The sequence below is a fragment of the Bradyrhizobium sp. PRIMUS42 genome (genome assembly GCF_023006515.1).
Lineage (GTDB): Bacteria > Pseudomonadota > Alphaproteobacteria > Rhizobiales > Xanthobacteraceae > Bradyrhizobium.
Map to the genome: position 1 here is coordinate 1 of NZ_JALBGZ010000013.1, position 25,969 is coordinate 25,969.

Annotated in this window: 22 protein-coding genes, 1 tRNA gene and 1 pseudogene; 8 read left to right on the forward strand and 16 right to left on the reverse strand. The window is 62.0% G+C overall.

Features of this window, described 5'->3' with window-relative positions; genetic code table 11:
• The 7 genes from MOV75_RS03005 to MOV75_RS03035 all read right to left on the reverse strand — a co-directional run.
• Nucleotides 1-829: alcohol dehydrogenase catalytic domain-containing protein (locus MOV75_RS03005; RefSeq protein ID WP_247004846.1), on the reverse strand; the 829-nt coding region annotated here is incomplete at its 3' end.
• 85 nt (nucleotides 830-914) lie between these two features.
• Nucleotides 915-2,141 (reverse strand): cytochrome P450, encoded by a 1,227-nt coding sequence (locus tag MOV75_RS03010; protein WP_246919019.1) that lies wholly within the window; start codon nucleotides 2,139-2,141, stop codon nucleotides 915-917.
• A 142-nt stretch (nucleotides 2,142-2,283) separates the two neighbouring features.
• Nucleotides 2,284-3,504 carry a CaiB/BaiF CoA-transferase family protein gene (locus tag MOV75_RS03015; protein WP_246919020.1) on the reverse strand — a complete coding sequence of 407 codons (1,221 nt, stop codon included), beginning with the start codon at nucleotides 3,502-3,504 and terminating at the stop codon, nucleotides 2,284-2,286.
• Nucleotides 3,505-3,512: 8 nt separating this feature from the next.
• On the reverse strand, nucleotides 3,513-4,397 hold the full coding sequence (locus MOV75_RS03020) for a CoA transferase subunit A (protein ID WP_246919021.1): 885 nt from the start codon (nucleotides 4,395-4,397) through the stop codon (nucleotides 3,513-3,515).
• Nucleotides 4,398-4,446: 49 nt separating this feature from the next.
• Nucleotides 4,447-5,235: a CoA-transferase subunit beta gene (locus MOV75_RS03025; RefSeq protein ID WP_246919022.1), complete on the reverse strand. Its 789-nt coding sequence runs from the start codon at nucleotides 5,233-5,235 to the stop codon at nucleotides 4,447-4,449.
• Nucleotides 5,236-5,449: 214 nt separating this feature from the next.
• A complete protein-coding gene (locus MOV75_RS03030; protein WP_246919023.1) occupies nucleotides 5,450-6,331 on the reverse strand; it encodes a FadR/GntR family transcriptional regulator in 882 nt (293 codons plus the stop codon).
• A gap of 26 nt (nucleotides 6,332-6,357) precedes the next feature.
• Nucleotides 6,358-6,849, reverse strand: a complete 492-nt coding sequence (locus MOV75_RS03035; protein ID WP_246919024.1) for a hypothetical protein — start codon at nucleotides 6,847-6,849, stop codon at nucleotides 6,358-6,360.
• A gap of 78 nt (nucleotides 6,850-6,927) precedes the next feature.
• On the opposite strand from MOV75_RS03035, the pseudogene MOV75_RS03040 reads away from it, so the two are divergent.
• Together MOV75_RS03040 and MOV75_RS03045 are read left to right on the forward strand one after the other, a co-directional pair.
• A pseudogene (locus MOV75_RS03040) lies at nucleotides 6,928-7,323 on the forward strand (acyl-CoA dehydrogenase family protein); the annotation flags it as partial.
• Nucleotides 7,324-7,380: 57 nt separating this feature from the next.
• Entirely contained in the window at nucleotides 7,381-8,625 is a 1,245-nt protein-coding gene (locus MOV75_RS03045) for an acyl-CoA dehydrogenase family protein (RefSeq protein ID WP_246919046.1), read from the forward strand.
• 63 nt (nucleotides 8,626-8,688) lie between these two features.
• On the opposite strand, the gene MOV75_RS03050 is transcribed toward MOV75_RS03045, so the two are convergent.
• The 4 genes from MOV75_RS03050 to MOV75_RS03065 all read right to left on the reverse strand — a co-directional run bounded on the left by MOV75_RS03050 (nucleotide 8,689) and on the right by MOV75_RS03065 (nucleotide 14,068).
• Nucleotides 8,689-10,281 (reverse strand): acyl-CoA synthetase, encoded by a 1,593-nt coding sequence (locus tag MOV75_RS03050; RefSeq protein WP_247004847.1) that lies wholly within the window; start codon nucleotides 10,279-10,281, stop codon nucleotides 8,689-8,691.
• Nucleotides 10,282-10,326: 45 nt separating this feature from the next.
• Nucleotides 10,327-11,469, reverse strand: a complete 1,143-nt coding sequence (locus MOV75_RS03055) for an ABC transporter substrate-binding protein (RefSeq protein ID WP_246919026.1) — start codon at nucleotides 11,467-11,469, stop codon at nucleotides 10,327-10,329.
• A 297-nt stretch (nucleotides 11,470-11,766) separates the two neighbouring features.
• On the reverse strand, nucleotides 11,767-13,017 hold the full coding sequence (locus MOV75_RS03060; protein ID WP_247004850.1) for a cytochrome P450: 1,251 nt from the start codon (nucleotides 13,015-13,017) through the stop codon (nucleotides 11,767-11,769).
• A gap of 97 nt (nucleotides 13,018-13,114) precedes the next feature.
• On the reverse strand, nucleotides 13,115-14,068 hold the full coding sequence (locus tag MOV75_RS03065; protein WP_246919028.1) for a helix-turn-helix domain-containing protein: 954 nt from the start codon (nucleotides 14,066-14,068) through the stop codon (nucleotides 13,115-13,117).
• Between the two features lie 128 nt (nucleotides 14,069-14,196).
• Between MOV75_RS03065 and MOV75_RS03070 the strand changes: the two genes are divergently transcribed.
• The 5 genes from MOV75_RS03070 to MOV75_RS42420 all read left to right on the forward strand — a co-directional run bounded on the left by MOV75_RS03070 (nucleotide 14,197) and on the right by MOV75_RS42420 (nucleotide 19,237).
• Nucleotides 14,197-15,405 (forward strand): CaiB/BaiF CoA-transferase family protein, encoded by a 1,209-nt coding sequence (locus tag MOV75_RS03070; protein WP_246919029.1) that lies wholly within the window; start codon nucleotides 14,197-14,199, stop codon nucleotides 15,403-15,405.
• Nucleotides 15,406-15,492: 87 nt separating this feature from the next.
• A complete protein-coding gene (locus MOV75_RS03075; protein ID WP_246919030.1) occupies nucleotides 15,493-16,728 on the forward strand; it encodes an ABC transporter substrate-binding protein in 1,236 nt (411 codons plus the stop codon).
• A 131-nt stretch (nucleotides 16,729-16,859) separates the two neighbouring features.
• On the forward strand, nucleotides 16,860-17,840 hold the full coding sequence (locus MOV75_RS03080) for an NADPH:quinone oxidoreductase family protein (RefSeq protein WP_246919031.1): 981 nt from the start codon (nucleotides 16,860-16,862) through the stop codon (nucleotides 17,838-17,840).
• 571 nt (nucleotides 17,841-18,411) lie between these two features.
• Nucleotides 18,412-19,095 (forward strand): TetR/AcrR family transcriptional regulator, encoded by a 684-nt coding sequence (locus MOV75_RS03085; RefSeq protein ID WP_246919032.1) that lies wholly within the window; start codon nucleotides 18,412-18,414, stop codon nucleotides 19,093-19,095.
• Between the two features lie 7 nt (nucleotides 19,096-19,102).
• Entirely contained in the window at nucleotides 19,103-19,237 is a 135-nt protein-coding gene (locus MOV75_RS42420) for a hypothetical protein (RefSeq protein ID WP_258719581.1), read from the forward strand.
• Nucleotides 19,238-19,385: 148 nt separating this feature from the next.
• On the opposite strand, the gene MOV75_RS03090 is transcribed toward MOV75_RS42420, so the two are convergent.
• The 3 genes from MOV75_RS03090 to MOV75_RS03100 form a co-directional block, all read right to left on the reverse strand.
• On the reverse strand, nucleotides 19,386-20,342 hold the full coding sequence (locus tag MOV75_RS03090; protein WP_246919034.1) for a hypothetical protein: 957 nt from the start codon (nucleotides 20,340-20,342) through the stop codon (nucleotides 19,386-19,388).
• A gap of 462 nt (nucleotides 20,343-20,804) precedes the next feature.
• On the reverse strand, nucleotides 20,805-21,620 hold the full coding sequence (locus tag MOV75_RS03095) for an oxidoreductase (RefSeq protein WP_246919035.1): 816 nt from the start codon (nucleotides 21,618-21,620) through the stop codon (nucleotides 20,805-20,807).
• A 464-nt stretch (nucleotides 21,621-22,084) separates the two neighbouring features.
• Entirely contained in the window at nucleotides 22,085-22,978 is an 894-nt protein-coding gene (locus MOV75_RS03100; protein ID WP_246919036.1) for an NAD(P)/FAD-dependent oxidoreductase, read from the reverse strand.
• A gap of 111 nt (nucleotides 22,979-23,089) precedes the next feature.
• Here MOV75_RS03100 and MOV75_RS03105 point away from each other — a divergent pair, with 111 nt between their 5' ends.
• Nucleotides 23,090-23,764, forward strand: a complete 675-nt coding sequence (locus MOV75_RS03105) for a TetR/AcrR family transcriptional regulator (RefSeq protein ID WP_246919037.1) — start codon at nucleotides 23,090-23,092, stop codon at nucleotides 23,762-23,764.
• A 307-nt stretch (nucleotides 23,765-24,071) separates the two neighbouring features.
• Here MOV75_RS03105 and MOV75_RS03110 read toward each other — a convergent pair.
• Together MOV75_RS03110 and MOV75_RS03115 are read right to left on the reverse strand one after the other, a co-directional pair.
• Nucleotides 24,072-24,161 (reverse strand) — tRNA-Ser (locus MOV75_RS03110).
• Nucleotides 24,162-24,585: 424 nt separating this feature from the next.
• The gene (locus MOV75_RS03115; RefSeq protein WP_246919038.1) at nucleotides 24,586-25,716 is read right to left on the reverse strand and encodes an ROK family protein; all 1,131 of its coding nucleotides are present in this window, start codon (nucleotides 25,714-25,716) and stop codon (nucleotides 24,586-24,588) included.
• Nucleotides 25,717-25,969: the final 253 nt, after the last annotated feature.

Below are 25,969 nucleotides of genomic sequence, written 5' to 3' on the forward strand. Positions count from 1 at the left end.
AGGGCTTCACCGGCAAGAACGGCACCTTCCACTCGGAGGCCGCGACCACCTCGGCCACACCCGTGGTGTCGATCGAGTGATCGACGCCGCGGCCGCGGCCGAGCGCGGCAACTGCCTTGGCAAGATCGGATGTCCGGCCGTCGACTGTGTGGGTTGCTCCGACATCGCGCGCTCGGGCAAGCCGTTCGCCCCGGATGTCGACGGCAACGATCGTGCTGCAGCCCGCCAGCTTGGCAGCCATGATCGCCGCCATCCCGACTGCGCCAACGCCAAACACCGCGATTGACGCACCGGGCCGAGGGGACAGCACGTTGAGTACTGCGCCCGCGCCGGTCTGGATCCCGCAGCCCATGGGCGCGAGCAGCGCGAGCGGCAGATCTTTGCCGATCTTCACCACGTTCCTCGCCGTGGCAATGGAATGGGTTGCGAACGCCGATTGCGCGAAGAAGTAGCCGCCAAGCTCGGCGCCGCGGTAGCGGAGGCCTGAGCCGCCGCGCCGCTGACCGAACAGGTTGATCATCCCGAACTCATCACAATAGCCGGGCGCGCCGAGTTGGCACTGTCCGCATGCGCCGCACGAGCCAAAGCTCATCAGCACGTTGTCTCCTTCGGCCAGCCCGACCACGCCCGGACCGACGCGTTCGATCACGCCCGCGCCCTCATGACCGAGAATCTTGGGTAGCGGCACGGGGATATGCTGCAGTTTCACCGCGAGATCGGTATGGCAGATGCCGCAGGCCTCGATGCGGACCAGCACCTCTCCGGGCGCAAGATCATCGGACAGATCGCAGCTAATCAACTCGAAGGGGAGTTCCGGCGCAAGTGCCACTGCGGCTGTGATCTTCATGCTCGTCTTCTGCAATGCAATTGCGCGGTCTCCGTCAAACCATGCGGAAACGATGTGTGGGGAACGATCATTGGAGTTGAAAGCGGATCGGAAGCCGCTTGGGCCCGCTGACGAACCAGGAAACAGTCATTGCTCCTGCGCCATCGAGAGCGACCGATGACATCCGCTGCAACAATTCTTCGAAGAGGATCCGCATCTCGAGCTTGGCAAGATACTGTCCCAGACACAGATGCGCGCCGTAGCCGAAGGCAAGGTGCCGGTTCGGCGACCGATCGATCCGGAACGCGTCAGGATCCTGGAAGACGGCCTCGTCGCGGTTTGCCGAGGCGTAGCACAGCATGAGCCAATCGCCGCGCGTAATGGAGCGGCCGTCGAGCTCGGTGTCCTCGGCCGCCGTGCGCATGAAATGCTTGACCGGCGTGGTCCAGCGGATCGCCTCGTCGACGAAACCGGGGATCAGGGCAGGATTGGCTTTCAGCCGCTCGAACTGCTCCGGATGCTCGCAAAGCGCCCACATCCCGCCTGCACTCGAGGACGACGTCGTGTCGTGGCCGGCGGTGGCGATTGTCACGAAATAGCTGAGCGCATCCAGATCGGAAATCGGCTCGCCGTCGATCTGCGCATTCGCGATAACGCTTGCAAGATCATCGGAGGGATTGGCGCGCCGGTCCGCGACCACGGACGAGAAGAACTCACCGAATTCCGAGACGACATCCGACAGAGCCGTGGCGCCGTCATTTTGACCCTTGCGCGCGTTGTCCGGGTCCTTGGCGCCGAAGAACTCCTGCGTCAGGCGCAACATCCTGGGCTCATGAACCGGATCGATGCCCAGGATCGTCATCACGACCCGAAGGGGAAACCCGAGTGCGATTTCGGAGACGAAGTCGCAACGCCCGCGGCATGTCGCGAGGCAATCTGCATAGCTTCTGGCGATGTCGCGAATCTTGCCTTCGAACGAACGCAAATTGCCCGGCGTGAACCATTTCTGCGTTAATGCCCGGAACTTGGGATGATCGGGCGCATCCATCTGCACCAGGGTGCGGAGCAGGCCGTTGCCACCCGTTGCCGCCTCGATCCTGGCTTCGGCTTTGCCGCTCAGCAACGCCACCGGACGATCGCTGCTGCGAAATAGCTGGCTCTGCTGGCTGACGGTCTGAATGTCCGCGTGGCGCGTGACGACCCAGAAAGGGTTGAAGCCGCGCGGGCTGGCCTTTCCGAGCGGTTGATTGACGCGCAACCAGCGATAGGCGTCGAAGATACGCTGAGTGCCATAGGCTGCGGGATCCGTCAGCACGGCTACAATATCTTCGGGGATTGGAAAATTCGGAGCGCTCAACCCTGGTCCCCTCTTTCATGTCGCCGTGCTCAAGGGGTTCAGGAAGGAAGCCCAGCGGCAGGCGATCAACGGCTTCAACATTCCTGATGGCCCATAGCGGCTACTCGGCCGCCGCGACGGTCCTCTCTTCCGCGCCCCGAAGAACCTTGCTCTCGCGCAGCGCCGCAATCGCCTGCGGACTCAACCCTAAGAGGCTCTGCAACAGCCTTGGTCCATCCTCGCCGAGCGCAGGCACCTTGTTCCGGACATTGGCCGCGCTGTGCGCGAACCGGAACGCGGGATTGGGAATGCGTAGCGGCCCGGCCCCGTCATTGATCTCCTCAAATACGCCGCGCTCCTGGATGGGCGGCAGCGCCATGGTCTCGCGGATGGTCCGGTATTGAGAGCATGGCACACCGGCTTCGGTGAGGATCGCCTCGCATTCCGCGGCCGTTCGCGATGCCGCCCAGTCGTCGAGCAGGTTCATCAATTCGGACCAGTGGTGCTCGCGAGCGCTGCTGGTTGCGAAGCGCGCATCGCTAATCCATTCCGAATGGCCGACGCCGCGGGCCAAAGCCTCGAAGTTGTTCTGACTCACGGGAGCGACGAGCAGGAAGCCGTCTCTGGCCTGCGTGGGTCGATAGAGCGGCCGGCGGCGCTCGGCCGGGAATTGCGCTTCCTGGCACTCGTAGACCAGCATGCCCACCATGGCATCGAGCAGCGATACGTCGACATGGTCGCCCTGCCCCGTCTTGAGCGTCCGAAACAGCGCGGCTTGAATGGCTCCGAATGCCGTAGAGCCACCGAGAACGTCGGCGATAAAGATTCCGTTCTTCAGCGGACGCTCGACATTGCCCTCCTGATAATCGAGGTTCGCCATGTCGTAGCCCGAGGTTGCGTGCAGCACCGGCGCATACGCGCTCCGTCCGGACCAGGATCCCTCCTGGCCGAAACCCGAGATCGAGCAGTACACGAGCTTGGGATTGAGCTTCGCAAGGGTTTTGTAGTCCAGCGCGAGCCGCCGCATCACGCCCGGGCGGTAGTTCTCCACGAGCACGTCGCACTGGGGCACCAATTCGTAGATCAGCTTGCGTGCCGCAGGCTGCTTGAGATCCAGAGCGATGCTGCTCTTGCCGGCGTTGAGCTGCGCGAAATAAGCGCTCCGACCATCCCGCAGCGGCGGACGCAACCGGATGTGGTCGCCCTCCGGCGGCTCCACCTTGATCACCTCGGCGCCCAGGTCCGCCATCAGCCGCGTGCAATAGGGGCCGGACATCATGGCAGTGAAGTCGAGGACGCGGATTCCGTCGAGGATTCCCGGCCGGGCCGATCCGGTTGGCATATTGATGCTCATTTCAGATTGGTTTCGGAGACCGCAAGCGCCGCCAGCCGGCTGCCGCCAATCGCGTCGAGATAGGCGCCAGGCGAGGCGTTCCGAACGTACCGGTCCAGATAGCCGCTGAAGGTCTCCGCGCCGGCGCTGCTCTTCACATATTCCTTCAAATGCGCTTCGTCGGAGCGGTACAGCGAGGGTGAGGCCGTCGGATGCGCGCCGTAAGGCGCTTCCACGATCGCATCGACCATCGCGCTCGGCAGCTTGGTCAGATGATTGCTGCGCCTGATCGTGTCGGTCGACACGATGCGATCGACCGAGACGATCACCCGTCGGGACGCCTGGGCGATCATCGCGTCGAAGAAGGGCGGCCCCAAATGCTGGACATTGCCGTGCTCGTCTGCCTGCTGGGCGTGCAGCAGGCAGACATCCGGCTTGACGGCGGCGACAGCGAGCATCTTGCGCTCGCCGGGCTTGGACGGCAGCGGCCAGTAATGCTCCGGCGCAAACTTCGGCAGATCGGTCCCAAGGTCGGGCACCGGCATGTAAGGTAGGTCGCAAATTCCCGCCCGCAGTCCACCGGCAATACCCGGTCCATCCAGATCGTAGACCTTGAGCGCGCCGCTCTCCGCGTGACGACGGAAATTCGGCGCCAGACCGAACTGCTCGAAGCTGATGAAGACGCAGACGGTGGATGCGGCACAACCCGCACCGATCAGCATGTCCGGCGCGATCGAGCCGGGCGCAGGGATCAGGTGCAGGTCGCGCGCACCCTTGCGGATCAACGCGCGCACGAGTGCCATCGGCTGCGAATTGAATATCCAACCGCCAAGGGCGACTTTGGCTCCGTCCGGGATCTCGGCTACGGCCTCATCGACGGAAACGATCTTGCTCTTTGTCATGGGACTTCAGCTTGCCTGTCGGTCTGGTTCGAGGAGATCCGTGTCGTGATCAGGGAAACTTGCGCCGGAGATCGCCACGCCGGTCGACATGTTTGCGCAGCAATTCGAGCTCATGATCGGTGGGCATGGTCGTCACCGGAGGCGCGCCCTCCACGACGATGTCGAAGGCCGTGGAGTCGCGGATCTGCTCGAGCGACACGCCTGGACTGATCGACTTCACGCGCATGGCCTTGCTGTCGGGCGCGAAATCGAAGACCCCAAGCGGCGACAGCACCAATCTGGGACCGCCAGGCGGCAGACCCATTCGCTCGCGGGAATCGCCGCCTTCCATGTGCCCGGGTCCGCACAGGAAATCGACCCGCGGCACGAACGCGCTCCGGTCGTGACGGGTCAGGCACACGTAGAACCGCTTGGCGAGACCGCAAAGTGCGCTGATGCCGACGGTTCCCGGCCCGCGCACGCGCGGCTTACGTTGATCACCGACCACCACCGTGTTGATGTTGCCGAAGCGGTCGACCTGCAGTGCCGACAAGATGGCAAAATCAAAGAAGTGGACCTTCCAATCGATGAAGTCGATCATGACCGGCAGATCCATCCAGGACTCCGCAGACTCGACGTTCTCGTAATCGGCAGTCGACAGCAGATGATCGCGCGTCGGATTGACCATCCCGCCGGGACCGGAAATCCACCACAAGCGCGGCGCCTGCAGGCGGCGCGCGAGATTGCAGGCCGCAAGCTGGATGTCGGAATTGGTTCCGATGATGACCTTCTCGCCATCGGCGATATCGCGCGCCAGCAACACCGCCAGCGTTTCTCCGAGAGAGGGACTTGCAGCCATTTGCCTGCGACCTATTGGTTGAACCATTGCCACATTAACACGGTCGGATGTCATGTCAACGGATCCCCCGCCGGCGGAGACGAGACCGCGCGGATTCGTCGGGCAATTGGGACGTGATTGGTCGTCGAGCAGCCGCGTGTGCTCGCATTCCATCCGGGGTGGATGCGTGCAGGCTTTTCGAAGACGACAGGTCGGGTTAGCGGAGTGAGTGGATTTAACGCTGGGTAGCGGGGGGAGCCCGGCGGCCGCGTGGAGCGGCTTTGGTAGCCGACACACCTTCCGCGGCCTGAATGCGCGACATGTAGCTGCGCTGCAGCCGTTTCAGGCAGGCTTCCATCTCGGCCACGGCAGCTTCGGCCTCGCCTGCAGTGAAGTGTTCCATGAAGCGGCGGCGCGACGGCAGCACGAAGCTGTTGTCGTACTCGCCGATCCGCTGCACGAAATGAGTGAGCACGTCGAGCACCCCGTTCATGACGATGACCATGATCGGATTGTCGGTGAGGCGCGCCAGCATTCTGTGGAACTCGATGTGCCTCTCGGCGCGGCCTGCGAAGTCGCCCCGGCGGCGCGCGTCCTGGGCTTCGTCGATATTGCGGTTCAGCATGTCGATGTCCGCGGCCGTTGCGCGCCGGCACGCTTCCCGGACCACGACGGATTCGAGCCAGATGCGGGCTTCGGTCAATTGCGCCGGCTGGATGGTACCGACGTGGTACATGTCCATCAGCCCGGTCGCGATTGCCTCGCCGCTATGCTGGCTGATGAAAGCGCCGCCGCGGGCGCCCTTCTGCAGACGGATCAGACCGGCGTGCTCGAGTGAACGCAAAGCCTCACGAAGGGTATTGCGAGAGACGCCAAATTGCTCCGACAGCGCCCGCTCGGATGGCAGACGATTGCCGACCGCGAGCCTGCCGGAGGAAAGCTCCGTTCGGATCTGGGCGGCAATCTCGTCGAACGCGCGGGGCGATCTAATTCGCTGGAACTGCGCTATCGGCGCAGCCTCTGTCTTGGATTTCGCCGGCAATTGTGAAGCGCTCATATCCACCCGGATGGTTCGAAGCTGCAGCGACATATAGGGGAAGCTGACGATTCTCGCCATAGCGCGTTGGCGTTGACCGGGACTTCTCACAAAAGTAGAATGGTAGGACCAAACTGCAGAAGGTAGCCGCCAGAATGCTGCGGGAGTTGCCGTCGGACGAGGATCGTCAGATCTTGAAGGACGCCGTCCGGGGATTCTTTGAAGACGTGTCGGACAAGGCCGCCCAGGTGCCCCCATGGCTCTGGAAGCAATTGGCCGCTCAGGGCTTGACCCAGATTGCAGCCTCTCCCGCCGAAGGCTGCTTGCGCGAGATTGTGCTGGTCCAGGAAGAGGCCGGCCGCATTGCATGCCGTGCACCGCTCGCGGATGCAGCCCTGATCAACCTCATGCAGCTTCGAGGCCGCAACGATGGCCCTGCCTTGACGTCGTTCGTAGATGACCTCCATCGCGGTGACGCGGTGGTCGCCGTGTCTTTTGCAGGCTTCGACCATGATGGAGCCGCAGGCTGGGCGAAAATGGAAGCGGATCGCCTGATTGCGGAGCTGGGATTCGTCGAATCCGCCGACATCGTTACGCATCTGGCCATATTCGTGCACGGCCCGGCGCTGGCTATCGTCGAGGCCAGCGAAGGCGTTGCCGCTGAACCGACCCCGGTGATGGGAAAGGCCGGCTGGTGGCGAGTTCGGATCGATGCAGTTCCGATCGTCCTGGTGCCGTTCACGGATGCCGAGGTCCAGGACCTTCTCACGGTCGCCGCCCTGAGTGAGACCGCGCGGGCATTCGGCGCAGCCCGGCGCGCGTTCGAGCAGACCGTTGCCTATGCCGGCGAACGTCGGCAGTTCGGACAACCGATTGGACGCTTCCAGGCCATCCAGCACAAGCTCGCGAACTGCCACATCGCCTTGCGCGCGGTTCAGCTGACGATTGCGAATGCCGCCGCTCAATATGACCTGGAAGCCGGGCAATGGCGCTGGTTCGCAGCTGCAGCCCTGGCCACCGCCGCGGGTTCTCTTCGCCAGGTATCGCTCGAGACTCAGCACGCCTTCGGCGCGATCGGCTACAGCGAGGAGCATGAGGCCCCGCGACACTTCAGACAGGTCCATGTCAGCATGCTTCGCCATGGCGGCCAACGCCAGCCGGTCGAGCAACTCGCGAGCCATTTTCTCGATCACGACAGCGGTGCGTTTCCCGAGTACGATCTGGGGACGTCCGGAAATGCTTTCCGCAACGAGGTTCGCGCCTGGCTCGACGGGTATTGGTCAGGTGAGCGTCGCGCGCGGCATGAGCAGCTCTCCTTCCATGAGCGGGAATATGACCGCGAATTTGCTCGGGCGCTGGGCCAGACCGGCTGGATTGGCCTCAATTGGCCGAAGCGGTTCGGCGGTCAGGAGCGTGGCGCCTTCGAACAGCTTGCCTTCATGGAGGAGATGGAGCGCGCCGGAGCGCCGCGTGTCGGTGCGCCCGTGCAGGCCGCGATGCTCCAGGTCTACGGCACGCCGGAGCAGCAGCGCCGCTATCTTCCGGAAATCCTGCGGGGGGAAGCCATCTACGGCATGGGCTACAGCGAACCGCAGGCCGGCTCCGACCTAGCGTCGCTGAAGACCCGCGCGGTTCGCGACGGCGACCATTATGTGATCAATGGGCAGAAGATCTGGACCACGACCTATTGGGGCGAGTACATGCTGCTCGCGACCCGTACCGATCCGAACGCGACACCGCCACATGCAGGCATCACCATGTTCATCGTTCCGATGACGACGCCCGGCATCGCGATCCGTCCTTCCGAAACGATGTATGGCGGCACTTTCGCCAACATCTTCTATGACGACGTGCGCGTGCCGGCAGAAAACCGTGTTGGCGCCGAGGGCGAAGGCTGGAAGGTGCTGACGGGGGCGTTGGCGACCGAACGCGGCTTCATCGGCGGCGGGATCGTGCTCAGGGTTGCCAGCATGTTCGAACTGCTGTGCGGGCACATCCGTATCGCCGAACGCCAGGGTAAGCTGATGCGGCACGATCCTGTCGTGCGCGCCAAGATTGGGACGCTCGCGGCTGAAATCGAGGCAGGACGGCGCATGATGGTTCATTGCGCCGAGTTGGTCGACAAGGGCGAGACGCCGCCCGACGAAGCGGCCGTTAGCAAGGTTTATTCCGGCGAATTGATGGAGCGCTTCGGCGAGACCGCACTCGATCTGCTCGGGCTGGAGGCGTTGGTCAGCGAGGGCGACCCCGGCGCCGTGCTGCACGGGCGCATCGAACAAAATCTCCGACATTCGCTGATGTGGGTCATCAGCATCGGCACCAATGAAATCCAGCGCAGCTTAATCGCCCAACGCGGACTTGGATTGCCGCGATAAGCGATGCTCGATGTGTGGCAGAGAAGAATCGTCCAGAGCCTCCGCAGAGAGCCTGACGATTAACTAGATGCGCCTGCCCGTATCTCTCCAGAAAGGATCTTTGAGCCGGCGCTTGAATATCTTCCCGCTTTCCTCGCGCGGAAGCGCTGCATGGAAATCGATCCGCCGCGGCACCTTGTACTTGGCGATACGTTCGGCGAGATAGGCGCGCACCTGCTCGGTCGTCAGTTCACGACCCGGTTCGAGCTCGATTGCGGCAGCCAGCGACTCGCCGAACTCATCGTCGGGAATGCCGAACACGGCACAGTCGCGGACGCCGGGACATTGAATCAAAGCCGATTCAATCTCGGCAGGATAGATGTTGACCCCGGCCGAGATCACCATGTCCGACCGCCGATCGCACAGATACAGCCGGTCGTTCTTGAGATAGCCGACGTCGCCAACGCTGATCAGCCCGTCCCGCTCGACCGATTTTCGCTTGGCGGCGTCGTGGAGATAGACGAAGTCCGCCAGCGAGTCCTGGCGAACGTAGATCTCGCCCACCTCGCCCGGCGCAACCGGCTTGCCATCGTCGCCGTAAAGCGCAATCCGGGCGCCCGGCGTGAGCCGCCCGACGCTGCCGGGGTGAGCCAGCCAATCTTCCGGCGTGCTCAGCATGACGGCTCCAACCTCCGTGCCGCCGTAGGTCTCGTAAATGACCGGCCCCCACCAATCCATCAGCGCCTGCTTGATCTCCGGCGCACAGGGCGCGCCCGTGTGGATCACCCATCGCAGCGAGCTCACATCGTATCGGCGGCGGGTCTCCTCCGGCAGACGCATCAGGCGGACAAACATGGTGGGAACCATGACCGCATGCGTGATCTTTTCCCGCTCGATGAGCGCCAGCGTTTCTTCGGGCTCGAACTTGGATTGGAACGCGATGATATCGGCCTGTGCGATGGCCTGACGCAAACAGGCGTTTGGAGACGCATGATAGAGCGGACCGCCGATCAACACGCGTACGCCGGGTGCTATGCCGTAGACCGCCCGCATCAGCTCCCCATACGCCTTGACCTGCTCGGCCGTCGCAGGTTCTCGCTTCACGCCTTTCGGGTGTCCCGTCGTGCCCGACGTGTAGATCAGCGTAGCGCGGCTGCGCGGCGGGGCGCTGCTCCAGGGCTGGAATTCCGCCAGCCAAACCGGCCAGCTGCGGTCCGAGACACTCGGCTTCTCGGCACCTGATGGAACGCCGAACTGCCGAACGAGCTCGGGCGGCGTCGGTACGCTCAGCACGAGAATGCCGTCCAAGGCCTCCTTGAGCTCGTCGCGGACGGCCGCGAGCAGATCGGCATGAGCCACCAGGACTTTGGGCTTCGCGTCCTTGAGGATATAAGCGATTTCCTGCGCCCGACCGTGCCAATTGATCGGCACGCAATAAGCGCCGATCAGTGCGGCGGCCTGAGTCGCCTCGACAAAGACGAAGTCGTTGCGCAGCAGAAGCGCAATAGTATCCCCTTCGGAGACCCCAGAAGCATGCAGCCCGCTGGCCGCACGAGCGGCGTGGATCAGCACCTCTTCGCGCGCGCGAACCGTTCCATCGAGAAGAATCAGTGGCGAAGTCATCATTCCTCTAACAACGTTCTGCCTGGGCGTAAGAGCGTTCCCAGTGAAGCGCACGACTTTTTGGGGCCAGCTGCCGGATCATCACTGCAAGACGATCGGCTACCGGGTTGCCAACTTGCAGTCCGGATTTGGCGCGTCCGACATCAACTCTTCGGCTTTCATACGACGGACGATCTTGAAATAGTCCCACGCGGCTTTTGATTCCTCCGGCGATTTGACCTGGGCCAGGAACATGTCACGCATGACGCGGCCATCTGCTCGGATCTTGGCCGAAGGTGTCGTGAGGTCTGAAATCGGCAGCTCGTGCATCTTCTTTGCTACCTCAGGTCCGGATGTCGAGCCCGCCGCCTTGACGGCCTTCAGGTAGTGCGTGATCGAGCTATAGACTCCCGCCTGCAGAGCGGAAGGCGGTCGCCCCATCTTCTCCGTGAACCGCCTTGCAAAACTGCGGGTGTTGTCGTCCGTATCCCAGTAGAACGCTGTCGTCGTATAGACGCCTTTCATGCGATCCAACCCCAGGCTGTGCACGTCGGACTCGAACAGCATGAGGCTCGCAATGCGCATTCCCGTCTGCAGCAGGCCGAATTCGACGGCGTTCTCGATGAGAAGCACCCCATCGTGGCCGGCAAAGGACGAGGCAATCGCGTCCGGCCGCGCTTCCTGCGCGGCCAGAAGAAGCGAGGCATAATCCGACGTCCCGATCGCCGCGCGCCGCGTGCCGACCAGTTGTCCACCGGTCTCCTTCACGACCTCCGCGACCGCCCGCTCCATTTGGTGTCCGAAGGAATAGTCGGGGCCAACCACGAACCACTTCTTCACGCCGGATTCCGCTGCGCTCAGGACGGGGGCGCGCGGAAGCACGCTGGTGTCGAAGGTCCACACGAATCCCGTCGGCGAACACGACTTGCCGTAGAGATCGAAGGTTCCGGCACCCGAGATCAGGGCGATCTTTCCCTTTGTATGGGCGAGATTTTGGATTCCGAGCGCGATGGTGGACACGGGTATGTCGGCAATGGCCTCAACATGCTCCTCGTCGAACCACCGTCGGGCGATGGTCAGGCCAACGTCCGGCTTCAGTTGGTGGTCGGCCGAGACGATCTCAATCGGTCGGCCAAGGACGGTGCTGCCGGCGTCGCTGACCGCCAGTTCCGCGGCAACGACCGAGCCGCGACCGACCGTATCGGCGATGACTCCGGACATGTCGGTCAGGACACCGATCTTCAACGGCTCGCCGACCGCCATACCGCTCCACAGGAACAAGCCTAGTCCCGCAGCCCAGACGCGCCTTGCCATGAGCAGCTGCCTCCCATTTTATTGGTTGTACCATTGATACACGGTGGCCATGATGACCGCAAGCCCATTCGGCCGAACATTCGCCAGGCCTTTTGCCTGCGCCCGCCGGACGCAGGGAAGGAGAGACTCGACAGCAGGGGCATATTCCCGGGCTTTGAGCAGGCCGTACTCACAATTCGTGATAGCATTTGCTGCACCATGGCCGGTCATCCCCGGCGGTGACACGCGCTGCCGAGATGACGTCGCTCACTTGCGCATCGCATACCGGATCGGCAGGTGCTTGAGCCCGCTGACTACGCTCGACTCTATCCAAGCCGGCTCACCCGCCAGCTCGATGTGATCGACCCTGCTCAAAAGCTCTGAGAAGAATGCCTTCATCTCCAGTCGCGCCAAGTGCAGGCCGAGGCACTGGTGCACGCCAAAGCCGAACGCCACGTGCCGGTTCTGCGCACGCTCGATCTTGAATCTGAAGGGGTCGTCGAAGACGTCCTCGTCACGATTGGCCGAGGGATAGCACATCATCAGCGAATCGCCGGGGGCGATCGGCCGGCCGCGGAGCACATAGCTGTCCGTCGCTGTGCGGAAGAAATGCCTGACCGGCGAGACCCAGCGAAGCATCTCTTCCACAGCCAGGGGCAGCAATTCCGGCGAGCGGCGCAACTTCTCCAACTCTGATGGATATTCGAGCAGCGCATGTAGTCCTCCCGCAATCGATGCGCTTGTCGTATCATGCCCTGCTGTAGCAATGATCACGTAGTACGATACCGCCTCCATCTCGGAGATCGGCCGCCCATCGATCCGGGCATTCGCAATCACACTGGCCAAATCGCCCGTCGGCCTCTCGCGCCGGTCCGCGATCAACAGAGCGAAATAAGCAAAAAACTCCTCGATTGCCCTCCGCCTCGACTCGCCTGCCGATGCTCCGCTTGTTATCTCACGGTCGGTAGACCCCAGAATGGCCTTGGTGAGCCTGAGCATTTTCTGATCGTCCTGGCGAGGCACGCCAAGGATGGTCATGATCACGCGAAGCGGAAACCACACTGCAATATCCTCGGCGAAATCACACTCACCGCCGCGCGCTCCCAACAGGTCGACGAATTCCTTCGCCAACGTGGCTACGTCGCTTTCGATCTTTCGCAGGGTGGTCGGCAAGAACCAGGACTGCGTGATGTTGCGGTGAGCGCGGTGCATGGCTCCGTCCATATTGACGAGCATGCGCATCGGATTTGTGGTGCCCCTTCCCGGGCCGGCTCGCACTCGCTCCTCATCCTCAATGAGGTTGAGGCTCAATCTCGGCTCGTTGATGAATTTGTCGTTCTGTCGCTCGATCTCAACGATGTCCTGATATTTCGTCACCGTCCAGAACGGCCGATAACCGGCCGGCGAGGTCCACCGCACCGGATCGTCCCGCCGAAGCGACATGAAGATCTCGTCATAGGCAGCGGGATCACCATAAAGAGCAGGATCGGCGATCCGATCATCCAATCGCTCAAGCATCGTTGTCTTCTCCCAGATCACTTTTTGTCGAGCTTAGCGCCTCCGCGAGCGACGATCCGGTCTCAGCGTGCCAAGTTCTGGACCAGCCGTGCCATTATCAAGGCGACAAGGCCCACCGGCTCGGGCTGACGCCGTAGCGCGCTCGGAACAAGCGGCTGAAGTGACTGGAATCGGCAAAGCCGACTGCGTGAGCGATGGCTGTCACGCTGGGACCGTCGGTGACCTTGCCGCGCAACTGGCGGGCGGCCTCGGCAAGGCGCATTTCGTAGATGTATTCCATCGGGGTCTTACCCAGCACGCCGAACATTCTATAGAGAGAGCGACGGGACAGGCCGATGGCCTCCCCGACATGCGCTGGACTGAGGTCGGGGTTCGCCAACCCCGCTTCGATGAACTGCCTGGCTTGGTCCAGCTTGACCCCCACACGGGTCGGAGGCGGACGGTCTGATGCAGCGGTCGGGAGACTGGCCTGCACAACATCGAGCAGGAATTCCTGGAACGACGATTGCGATTGCGGTTTGACCCAAGCGTCAGCTCCCAGTGCTTCGAGCAAAGCGGCGGATGCGATCCTGCTTTCCACCGACCGATCGAGACGCACCCCACCGGGTTCGATGCGACCTCGCCAGCCGCAATGGGCCTGCGGAATCATCATACCGATCGTCCGGGTATTGTCAGGCAAAAGAAATGACGTCGGCACGCGCCCGTCAAAGAGTGCCCACTCGCCACACTTGAGCTCGGTATCGCGCGCCCCCTGTCGTATCCAAGCCGCACCGGCCTGCTGCCAGATTATGAAATGCGGATGCCTTCCGGTCGCTTCGATGGAATACCCGTACGTTGCAGAATGAAGGTCGCCCAAACCTGATCGCTCCACCTGGACATCGAGCAGTAACACTCGCGCCAGCTTCTCCAGGCGCGCATAAATCGAGAAGCTGTTTCGCCTTGGTGTGTAGAGGTTTCCGGAGAACCGGGGCTCGATCATGGAGCGCCATTCGTCCGGCGAGGTGAAGCGCCGGTGCACCGCGGAAATCGAAGGGACGGGATCGTTTGGCATTCGGCTCTCCAGGTCGGATTATGAATGGTTGAACCTTTGCGTCAATGGTGCTAATTGGAGGGCAATCAGACGATCTGGCTGGCCTTGTACAGCCGGTAACAAGTCTGCTTGGCGGCAGGGAGGATCTCGTGACCGGCGTGTTCCAGGGTCTGAAAGTCATCGACAGCGCCACCTTCGTCGCCGGGCCGTCGGCGGCCGTGATCCTTGCGGACTTCGGCGCGGACGTCGTCAAGGTCGAGCCGGTCGGCGCCGGGGATCCGCAGCGCGTTCTCGGTCGTCTTCCCAACCTGCCAAAGGCCGACCATAATTACGCGTGGACCATTGCCGCGCGCAGCAAGCGTGCGCTCGGGGTAGACCTCAAGAACGAGACTGGTCGAACCATCCTGCGGCAGCTCGTACGTTCTGCCGATGTTTTCATTACCAACCAGTCCCCGGCTTCCCGCTCCCGGCTGGGGATCAGCTATGAGCAGCTTTCGCAGATCAACCCGCGTCTCGTCTATGCGGCGCTCACCGGCTACGGAGAGACAGGCCCCGAAGCTGAAAGACCGGGATTCGATGCCCACGCCTACTGGGCTCGATCGGGATTGGCCGACAACGTGCGACCCGACGGCGAGAGTCCTCCCGCGTCACCTACTCTGGGGATGGGCGATCAGCCAACGGCCGTCACCCTCTACGCAGGGATTGTCACGGCGCTTCTTCACCGGGAGCGCACGGGCCTGGGAAGCTGCGTCACGACTTCGCTGCTTGCCAACGGAGTCTGGTCGAATGCGGCATCGATCCAGGCGGTCCTGTGCGGTGGCGAGATCCAATACCGCCTGCCGCGGAAGGCGACCCGGAACGCTTTGACGTGCTTTTATCGGTGCGCTGACGACCGCTGGTTCATGATCAGCCTGGTGCAGGAGGAGCGCGACTGGCCTCGGTTCTGCAAGGCAATCGGCCGCTCCGCCTTGATCGAGGATCCACGCTTCTCGGTGCTTGCAACACGGCGCGCCAATGCGGCCGAGCTCGTGGCGAATCTCGACGAGCTGTTTGCAACCCGTGCCTCGTCCGATTGGCAGCGCATATTTCAGGCGGCCGATCTGACCGCGGCGATCGTGGCAAAAGCCGGAGATCTGGTCGGCGACGACCAGATGTATCATGCCGGCGCGCTTGTTGAAGCCGAGTGGATGCCGGGACATGGCGCAATCGTGGACAGCCCGTTCCGAATAAGCGGCGTAACGAAGAGGCCTCCAAACCCTGCTCCGGAATTGGGCCAGCATAGTGGGCAGATCCTGGAGGAGCTTGGATATTCCGACGAGGACATTGCTTGCCTGAAAGAATCCGGCGTCGTGCGCTGATCGACGTACCAACCGACCTTCCCGGCCCTAACCTTCTTCCAACACAGCAGCCTGAGCTACTGGCGTATGTCGATAGGTGGATCAACTATGCTAAGAAGACACCTGCCCCAAGTCGTCGCCGTCGCCTTGGCAGCAAGCTTTGCGGCTCTGCCGGCCACTGCAAGCGAAAAGAAATACGATCCTGGCGTCACAGACAAAGAGATCAAAATCGGAAATATCGTTCCCTATAGCGGGCCAGCATCGGCCTACGGCATCATCGGTCGCACCGCCGCGGCGTTTTTTCGAAAGGTGAACGATGACGGCGGCATCAACGGGCGGAAGATCACGTTCATCAGCTACGATGACGCCTTTAGCCCGCCGAAGGCCGTGGAGCAGGCGAGAAAGCTGGTCGAGAGTGACGAGGTACTCATGATCTACCAGTCGGTTGGAACGCCCTCCAACGCGGCGATCCAAAAGTTCTTGAATGCGCGGAAGGTGCCGCAGCTTTTTGTCGCAAGCAATGCGACCCGCTGGGGCGATCCGGGACATTTTCCCTGGACCATGGGGTGGCAGCCGAACTTCCAGAGCGAAGGGCGCGCGTACGCAAAATACATCTTGCAGAACCATCCCAACGCGAAGATCGGCATTCTCTGGCAAAATGACGACGGCGGGCGGGATCAGGTGAAGGGCCTGCGTGATGGGCTGGGCGAAAAAGCGTCGATGATCGTCGCCGAATCGTCGTTTGAATTGTCGGAACCGACGATCGATGCTCACATCGCGCGGCTGAGAAACTCCGGCGCGGACATTTTCGTGTCCTGGACCACGCCGAAAGCAAGCGCCCAGGCCATCCGCAAGCTCGCAGAACTCGAGTGGAAGCCGGTCGTCTTCCTCGCAGGCGTCTCCACGTCGGTTGCGAGCGTGCTCCGTCCTGCTGGCCTGGAGAACGCTAAGGGGATCATCTCGAATGCCTATTTGAAGGACCCCGGCGATCCCGCCTGGAGCAACGATGCCGCCACAAGAGATTGGAATGCGTTCATGGACAAGTATCTTCCCGATGGCGACAAGGCAGACCGCGTCATTGTCTATAGCTACGCGGTTGCACACACCTTGCTCGAGGTCCTCAAGCGATGCGGCGACGACCTCACGCGCGACAACATCATGCGGCAGGCGGCGAACTTGAAAGACGTGGATGTTCCGATGCTCTTGCCGGGCATCAAGATCAATACGTCTGCCAAAGACTATTTCCCGGTCGAACAGATGCAGCTCATTCGCTTCGACGGTCAGAGATGGCAGCCTCTCGGAGAGGTGATCGACGGCGAAGTCGGAAGCGCCAGGACGAATTGAAGTGAGCTCGAGACAGTTCTTGCCCAACGAAAACGCATTCGCGCGTCAATGCGATCCGTCGAAAGCTGATTCATCGACTGTCAGGCCGAATGAGGGAATTGGCGCAATGCCGGCGTGCGGCGGGGAATTCAATGAAAGCTGTCATCGTTGAGAATTATTCGTCGATAGATGAAGTTGAATTGAAGCAGGCTCCCATGCCTGCACTCGCGCCGGCTTCGTTGCGCGTGAGAGTGCGGACGGTGGGAATCGGCTTCGTCGATGGCCTTAAAGTGCAGGGCCTCTACCAGACGAAGGACCCGCTGCCATTCATTCCCGGAACGGAATTCGCGGGCGAAGTCGAGGCTGTGGGAGACGGGGTAACTGGCTATACCCCGGGCATCCAGGTGATGGGCATGGTCCGCTCGGGCGCACTCGCGGAGTACGTTACTGTTCCAGCCGAGGCGGTGCGCATTCTCCCCGATGGCATTTCCGCGGAGGCAGGCGCCTCTTTTCGCGCCAACTATCTCACGGCCCATTATGCGCTGACAGAACGTGCTAAGCTGCAATATGGCGAACAGATGCTCGTCCTGGGCGCAGCTGGAGGGGTCGGAACGGCCGCGATACAGTTGGGCAAACTAATCGGTGCCCGCGTCATTGCTGCAGCCTCGACCGAAGAGAAACGTGAATTCGCCCTCGGCCTTGGAGCAGATGCGGCGATCGACTACACACGCCCGAATTGGCGCGAGGAACTCAAGGATCTGACCGAGCGCCTTGGCTGCGACGTCATCGTCGATCCTGTTGGTGGGGCGATCTCGCTCGAAGCGTTTCGCTCGATTGCCTGGAAAGGACGGCACCTCGTGATCGGCTTTGCGGCGGGCAGCATTCCCGCTCTCCCATTCAATCTTCCGCTTCTCAAGGGCGGCGCGCTCCTCGGCGTCGATCTGGCGCAGGTCCCGCGGCGTGAGCCGGAGGTGTACCGGCGCATCCTGACGGACTTGCTTCGGTTGCTGAGTGAAGGGCGACTTAAGCCAGCGATCGGCAAGGTTTTCGAAATCGCGGACTTCCGCGATGCCTTCAAGGCGCTCGCCGGTCGCCAGGCGTTGGGCAAAGTGGTTGTGAGAGTTGCTCCTTGAGCGTACCGGGAATCATCCCTCTACGCGCGGCTCGGGTCAACATGATGTCACGAACCGAAGCGACCTGCTTCGAAGATCGCATCGCGCTTGCGCCTGCCGTTGGTGGCGGCTCCAATCCTCAGGGTACGGGCGTCGATCTCGTCACGGCGGTTTGCCCGACGGGGGCGGGCCTCCCCATTCGCCTATAAGCTGTTTTCATTTCCAAATGCTGGCCGATCGGGAAATCTGGAACGCCAACACCACGATCCTGCCGGATGTGGACGGAGACGGCCAATCCCGATTTGCTGTTCGGAAATTATTCCCCCGATGGCCACGAGTGCTCGATTCGGTCGTCGAGTAGCTCAGCCATTTGGCTTTCGCCTCACCCATGGTGATGGGCTCCGTGTTGGGGATGGAGGGGGACGCGTTGGGCTTGGCGGTGGCCTGAGCGCGCGCGAGGCCGATGGTCGAAAGCGCAGCCAACTTCAGCAGGGCTCGTCGTTGCATGGAAGCCACCGTGGGCTTGCACATTTCAGATACTCAATGGTATCGTAATGCAAGTATTAAGATACTGTCAAGTACCGGAATTGCCGTGACCGAAAACAGACAGGGCCGGCGCGGCCGGCCCGCCAACGAGGCGCTTGGCCAAACGATCGTCGACGCCGCGCGCGAACTCTTTGTGGAATTGGGTTTTCAGGCGACGACATTGGACAAGCTCGCCCGGCGGGCGAAGATATCCAAGCTCAGCATCTACAGGCACTTCGAGAACAAGGAGGCGCTGTTCGGCGCGGCCATGACGGTCGGCTGCCATCAGTTGTTTGCACCACAGGCCCTGCTTGAAGGCGTCGACGGTTCGGCCGAAGATCAGCTCATGGCGGTGGGATCATTACTGCTTCGCACGCCGTTGAGATCAGACGTCCGCAGTGTCGAAGCCATGGTCATGGCCGACAAGACGAATCAAAAGTCGTTAAGCAAGCTCCATTACGAAGCCGGCCCCGCCCATGTCATCGCCCAGATCGAGGCCCTGTTGCGCCAGTTGCACGCGAAGGCGGTTCTGAACGTGCCCGATCCTCTCCGGTCCGCCCGCTTGTTTGCCGCGCTTTTCAAAGGATCCGATCTCCTGATGATCGGACGCTTCGATGAGGCGAGAGCAGAGGACGACAACGAAATCGAATCCTATTGCCGGTCGGCCGTCGCCATGTTCATCGCCGCGCACGGTGGCAACGACCGCGCGGGCGGATGTTGGCCTGCCCCAAGGTCAGAAGACAAAATGTGAATCGTGCGTGACCGATGTGGTCAAAACAACCGCGACCGGTTTGAAAATCATTGAGGCGCTCGGCAAGCTCCAGCAGGCGACGCCGTCTGAAGGGTCTGCCTTCTCGGCAATGACCCGAACCCGCTGTGCGAAACGTTGGTAGAATTCCAGCTCCATGACGCCCCCCCGCAACATCACTGCGGCCCAGCGCTGTGATGCCGCGGAAATAGTCCTGGATCGCGGGCGTGTTCAAGGTGCCGCCTGCGAAATCCGTCTCGATCGCGCCGGGCGCGACGAGGGTCTCGTGTCGGTCAGGGAGCGTCGATTGACCGCAGCTGGAAGGTCGGCGTCTGGCCCTTCTTGGAAGGATCCATGAGATAGCCAATCTGGCCTTCCGCTACCCAAAGCTTGTCGCCGACGCGCGCGACGCCTGTTGGTCCAGCGAATTCCTTGATCGTTTCGATTTGGGCCCTGTCCCCGACGATCGTGACCTTAGAAAGCGGACCGGCGCCTTCAACCATCACGAATCCGGTCTTGTCTGCCCTAAGACCGTCCGGAAACTTGATTGGGCGTGACGTCTCAAGCTTCGTGACGGCACCCGCGACTCCCGATTTGGATTCGATGCGGAAGAGTTCGCCGCTTTGGAAGGTGTTGACGTACAAGGCGCCATCCGGTCCGAACGCAATCCCATCAAGCCCCCCCTTCAGCTGATCGTCCTGGACCCAGACGTCCAGCTCGGAATATCCCTTCTTCAAGCGGAGTATCTGTGGCTGCAGAGTATTCGTGACGTAGAGTGCGCCGTCCGGGCCAACCGCGAGATCGTTACAGATCGAGGGTTTCGCGGGCAGTCGGGCGCTGACTTTTCCCTCTCCGGTTGTTAGGTCAAACCCCTTAACGAACGAGCCTTCGATCGTGCTTGGACCTTTGACGCCGAGCGGGGTGGCATCGTTCGAACATACCCAAAGAAGCCCTGACTTCTCGTCGGCGAGAACGCCGAACGTCGATCGCGTATCGAATGTCCCCGGCTTGATCCAGGCTTCGGCCTCGGAGGCGCCCGGCTTTACGCGCGCGATTCCGCCGTTCGTCAAGCTGCTGGCAAAGAGCGTTCCATCCGTTGTCGCTGCCAGACTTTCCGGGAACGGCGATCCTGATAGGATCACGGTCTGCGATCGGGCCTCACTCGCAACCGAGGCCGCGACTATGCCTACCACCGCTGCGATGACCAGGCGGGACAGGTCTTGAAATAGGTCTGATTTGTTAGCGCGCATGCGTTCCTCCAAGCTGATTATATGGTCGACGTCACTTCTGAGGGATGTTGAGCCACTCAATCAAAGATTGTCATCTTGCGAGGGGGAAGACGGTGGTGCTCGGGCAAGCACCGCAAGTGGGCGATGGAGCTCAACTCATGAAGCGAAATTGACGCTCCTGTTTAGAGGCAATTCGCGTACCCGCTTCCCGGTGAGAGCAAAGATCGCATTGGCGAGAGCGGGCGCCACCGGCGGGACCGGCGGTTCACCAACTCCCCGCACTCCACCCCCCGCAGCACCCCAAAGGAGCGGCATTTCCGGTTCGACATCCAGATCGTAGCGCTTACTGTTGACGGTCAACTGCATTGCGAAGCTTCTCCGCTTCCCCGACGGGCCAATTCCGGACAAAGACTGCGCTGACCAATCCCGGCCCAAGAACATCCTTTGCCCAACCGACGCTCGCGCCGCCGTCGCATGGATGCCTCAGACCGGCAGCTCGTTCTGCTTCCGCAGGCTTTTGTCGAAAGCCGACGCGGGGACGAAACGGCGCAGCAAACTGACCTGTTTCGCCATTTTTCCCGCTGCATAGCGCCTTCTCGGAACGGCAGCGGTCGCCGCCTTCAAGATCGTCTCGGCTACGACTTCGGGAGCATCTCCTGCTGCTATCGCTTTTCGCATGGTCGCATTCATGCCGGCTCGCGCGGAGTCATAGATGTCGAGCAACTGATCCGGCTTGACGAGATTTTCTTCAAACGACGTGCGCGTATAGGCGGGCTCGACCAACACAACGCGAATTCCAAATGTCCGTAGCTCGTGGTCGAGCGATTCGGAGTAGCCTTCGACGGCGTGCTTAGTCGATGCATAGAGTGCGGTATAGGGAGCCGGGATCAGGCCGAGCACCGAACTCACATTGACGATTCTGCCGCTGCTTTGGCGTCGCATTGCCGGCAAGACCGCGTTGGTCATGCGGAGAACGCCGAAGACGTTGACATTGAACAGCGCCTGAGCCTGTGCAGTCGAAGACTCTTCCGCGCCACCGAGCAAGCCGATGCCGGCATTATTGACAAGCAGGTCGATACGCCCGGCCTTACCCAGCACTTCATCGACAAGTTTCGCGACGGACACATCATCGGTCACGTCGCAGGTCAGCATGGTAATGCCGTCGGCTCTTCCGGAGGCGGCGCGACGGCTGGTGCCGACCACGCGATATCCCGCGTTCTGCAGGGCTTTGGCTGTTGCGTGCCCTATGCCGGAGGATGCGCCTGTCACCAGGGCGACGCCAGAATTGGTCTTGTTCATGGAAATCACTTCCGTTTTTGTGTTGAATGGGTATTCACCCTATCCCGATGGGGTTTCCGCTGGACCAGGCGATGCTTGGGTGCCTCGGCACGGCGTTAGGGTTTCTCGGCAAGCCACGCGACGAAGTCGCGTGCCTGGTCGGCCCAAAGAGCCGGACGTGTCATCGATAGGTGGCCGGCCGATGGCGTTCGCCTCTTTGGGCGGGGCCTCGTAAGATTGTGCGGCCTGCGCCCCGGCACTCGAAGCCTGCGCTATCGACAAAGCGGCGGCAGCCGCCGCGGAAAGCGCGATCCTCAACAAGGTCGTCATCTCTGGACTTCGTTTCACGGGTACTTCTCCTGCATCAGGCAACGGCCTATCCGGCGTTTCCCATCGGAAGGCTTTCCGTCCAGCGCCGGAATAGGGCGCGCCGGACTTCGAAGGACAACCGTGCCCGCGGCAACCGGAGAAGAGAATCTGTGCTCTCAAACCACCATCGACTGCTGGGCGAAGATACCCGCCATCGCGCCCTGCGATGATGACTGGGTGACCGAGGGCAAGAAGGTCGTGGTGAGGTCGCCGGCGGCGTAGATGCCGGGCATGCTGGTTTGGCGGCGCTCGTCGACCTTGAGGGCGATGCCCGAGGGCGTATCCACCTTGGCGAGACCCAGTGATTCGTGCAGGCTTGCGGACGGCTTGTTGCGCGGATGGGCGAACAGGATGTCGACCGCGACATTGCGGCCGGTATCGATATTGACGGTGGAGATATGGCCCTTGTGATGGGCGATCTCGACGATCCGGCCATCGACGACAGGTACGTTGCGGCGCGCCAGATCGGCCCGGATATCAGGCGGAATGTCGTGACCATCGGCGAAGAGCGTCAACTTGTCGGTCCAATCGTGGAACAGCCTGACCTGATTGTGCGACTGGGGGCCCGACCAGACGAGGCCCCAATGCCGGCCGGCGACTTCAAAGCCGTCGCAATACGGGCAGGGCACGATGGACGTGCCCCAGCTTTCGGCGTAGCCCGGAACGTCAGGCATCTGGTCGACGATGCCATAGCTCAGGATCACACGACGCGCCCGAAGGCTTTCGCCATCGGACGTGAGAACCTTGAAATCGTCGAGGGCGCCCGAGACGCCGTCGGCCCGGGCACTGACCAGCTTGATCGCGGGATAACGCGCCAGCTGCCGTCGCGCCTCGGCCAGGATGTCCAGCGGCGGCTTGTGATCGTGGCCGAGCAGTCCATGCGAGTGGCCGGCGAAGCGGTTGCGCGGCAGGCCGGTGTCGAGAACGGTAACCTTGCGGCGGGCACGGCCGAGCTGCAGGGCACCGGCGAGACCGGCAAAGCTGCCGCCGATGATGATAACGTCATCCATGGTGATGGGCTCCGTTGGAGGACAGGTTGCAACCTACCTGGCCTGCACATTTTAGATACTATATGGTATCGTAATGCAAGAGTTAGAATACTGTCAAGTACTGGAATTGTGGTGACCGAAAACAGACAGGGCCGGCGCGGCCGGCCCGCCAACGAGGCGCTTGGCCAAACGATCGTCGACGCCGCGCGCGAACTCTTTGTGGAGTTGGGCTTTCAGGCGACGACATTGGACAAGGTCGCCCAGCGGGCGAAGATATCCAAGCTCAGCATCTACAGGCACTTCGAGAACAAGGAGGCGCTGTTCGGCGCGGCCATGGCGGCCGGCTGCCAACAGTTGTTTGCACCACAGACCCTTCTTGAAGGCGACGACGGTTCGGTCGAAGATCAGCTCATGGCGGTGGGATCATTGCTGCTTCGCACGCTGTTGAGACCAGACGTCCGCAGTGTCGAAGCCATGGTCATGGCCGACAAGACGAGTCAAAACGCGCTGAGCAAGCTCCATTACGAAGCCGGCCCCGCCCATGTCATCGCCCAGATCGAGGCCCTGTTGCGCCAGTTGCACGCGAAGGCGGTTCTGAACGTGCCCGATCCTCTCTGGTCCGCCCGCTTGTTTGCCGCGCTTTTCAAAGGATCCGATCTCCTGATGATCGCACGCTTCGATGAGGCGAGAGCAGAGGACGACAACGAAATCGAATCCTATTGCCGGTCGGCCGTCGCCATGTTCATCGCCGCGCATGGTGGCAACGACCACGTGGGCGGTAATCGGGGTCGGCGGCGGGCCAGATAGCGATGTCTTGTTCAAAGGTCTTGAGGCCAATCCGAAAAGGTAGCTCGCGGGCCCGCGGCCCAGGCCTTGGACAGCACCGCGAAGAACTCGGCGGGCGACGATTGAACGATGAGTCTTTGCAGCGCCCGAAGAGCGCCGTCGGCGCTGCGGCTACCGAAGGACCGGTCAAGACCGTTCGGCAGCATTGCACCGAACCGCCACGGCAGAATCCGGACTACCTTAGGGGCTACACCCTGGGGCTACGCCGGAGGCCTCCGGCCTGCAGTAAGACCTGAATTTACGAGGCTTTCTTGAAGCCGTTTTATGATGGCGGAGAGGGAGGGATTCGAACCCCCGATAGGCTTGCACCTATGCCGCATTTCGAGTGCGGTGCATTCAACCACTCTGCCACCTCTCCTGAAGGCGCCAAGGCTAGGAGCTGCGGCCCCTGTGGTTGGGCGCGTTAATAGGCGAGGATGGCGGGCCAGACAAGGCGCGGGAGACGAAAATCAGCTCCGTTTTCCGGCCGGACCCCACGATGTCGCGGTGGTGGCGGGGCCGATTGCGGATTTCGGCGGGCAGTTTGAGCCAATTCGGCCCGGCCCGTTCGCTTCTGGCGCGGCGCGCGGGCTGAGGCCGTGCACGGATTGGCGAATCACGGGTCTGGGGGAGGAACGAGGGGGTGGGACCGCCAGACGCGGTAAACACTGGCGGTCCCGTGCCGCTCATTGAAACTCTGGCCAGGAAGGGCGGCTTCGCAGGCCAGGCGAGGCGACGATTCGACCCTAGCGCGCGGGCGGCGTCCCGCAACGCAATCCGGTCCTTAACCTAACCAGTCAAGGTTACTCCTTGTCATTCTTGCTCTTTTTCTTCCCGTTCTCCGTGGAATCACGGTCCTTGCCGTTGCCGTTCTCCTTGCGGCGGTTGGTGAAGCGCGCATTGCCGAGGCCGGTGCCGATGGTGAGCACGCCCCAGCGATCGACGTCCTGCATGAACGGCACCTCGGAGAGGCCCTGAACCACGCCGTCATTGTGCATCAGGATCGCGGTGTCGTGCTCGCCGATCTCGGGGATGCCCTCGATCAGGCTCGCCGGCAGGTTGAACTTGCTGCTCTCCCAATTGCCCGGCAGGTTCTGCGCGCCCTTCTCGATCGAGCCGTCGGCATTGATCACGCCGGGACAGGCGATGCCGATGAAGGGTGCGAGCTTGTAGCCCTCTCTCTCGGCCTCCGTGATCAGCCCCTTCAGCATCTTGGTGAGCCGCTTCACCGCGCCTTCGCGCGTCGGCTCGTCGTCGGCATGACGCCACAGCTCGGATTTCACGACCTTCGCCTTCGACAGGTCCTTTGCCTTTTTCCAAGCGGTTTCCACGAGGCCACAGCGGATATTGGTGCCGCCGATGTCGACGGCGAGGATGCTGTCATGGGCCTCGAAGATCCAGGACGGCGCCAGATGCAGCGCGCCGATCAGGCCGGCTTCATCAGGGTGATGACGGATCGGCATCATGTCGATTTTGAAGTCCTCGGATTTGAGGATGATCTCGGTGCGCGCGATCGCGAGCTCGCCGAGCCGGGAATCGCGGAAACCGCCGCCGACCACGATGCGCTCGGTCTTGGCCCAGGCCTTGGTCTTGAGGAAGCGCCGGGTGACGTAGGCGAGCTCCTGGGCGAAATCCTCGATGGCGCTGTGCACCAGTGCGGAGGCCTCGGTGTCGTCGCCGACCAGGATCGCATCCAGCGTCTTCTTGCTGATCTCGTCCGACGGCTCCTTGCCGAACGGGTCCTCCCCGGTCTTGCGCAGCGGCTTGCGCCAGCGGTCGAGGATGTCGCGGAACGCGCCCTTGCTGGCGCGATCGCCGAGGAAGCCGTCCTCGTCCTTCATCTCGATGTTGAAACTGTCGATCTCCACCGACGGCAGCCGCTCCGCGCCGTGATGGGCGATGCCCGTCGTCTTGACCAGTTCGTCTGTTGCCATGGGAGCCCTTGCCCGCTTACCTGTTCCGGCCGGGACAACGGCGAGGGAACCGGTTTGTTGCAAGGCCGGTCGAGATTCGGCTGAAGGCCGCAAGCCGGGCCAAATCCTTCAAATCCGGGCGCTTTTCGCCGGCTTTTCCTTGACTCTTCGCCCCTTGCGGCTATAAGTCCCGCAACCGGCGCGGGGCGTTTCTCGCGCCGCTTGTTTTTGCGTGGGTTTTCAATGGGATAATTCCCGCCCGCACAAAACTCGC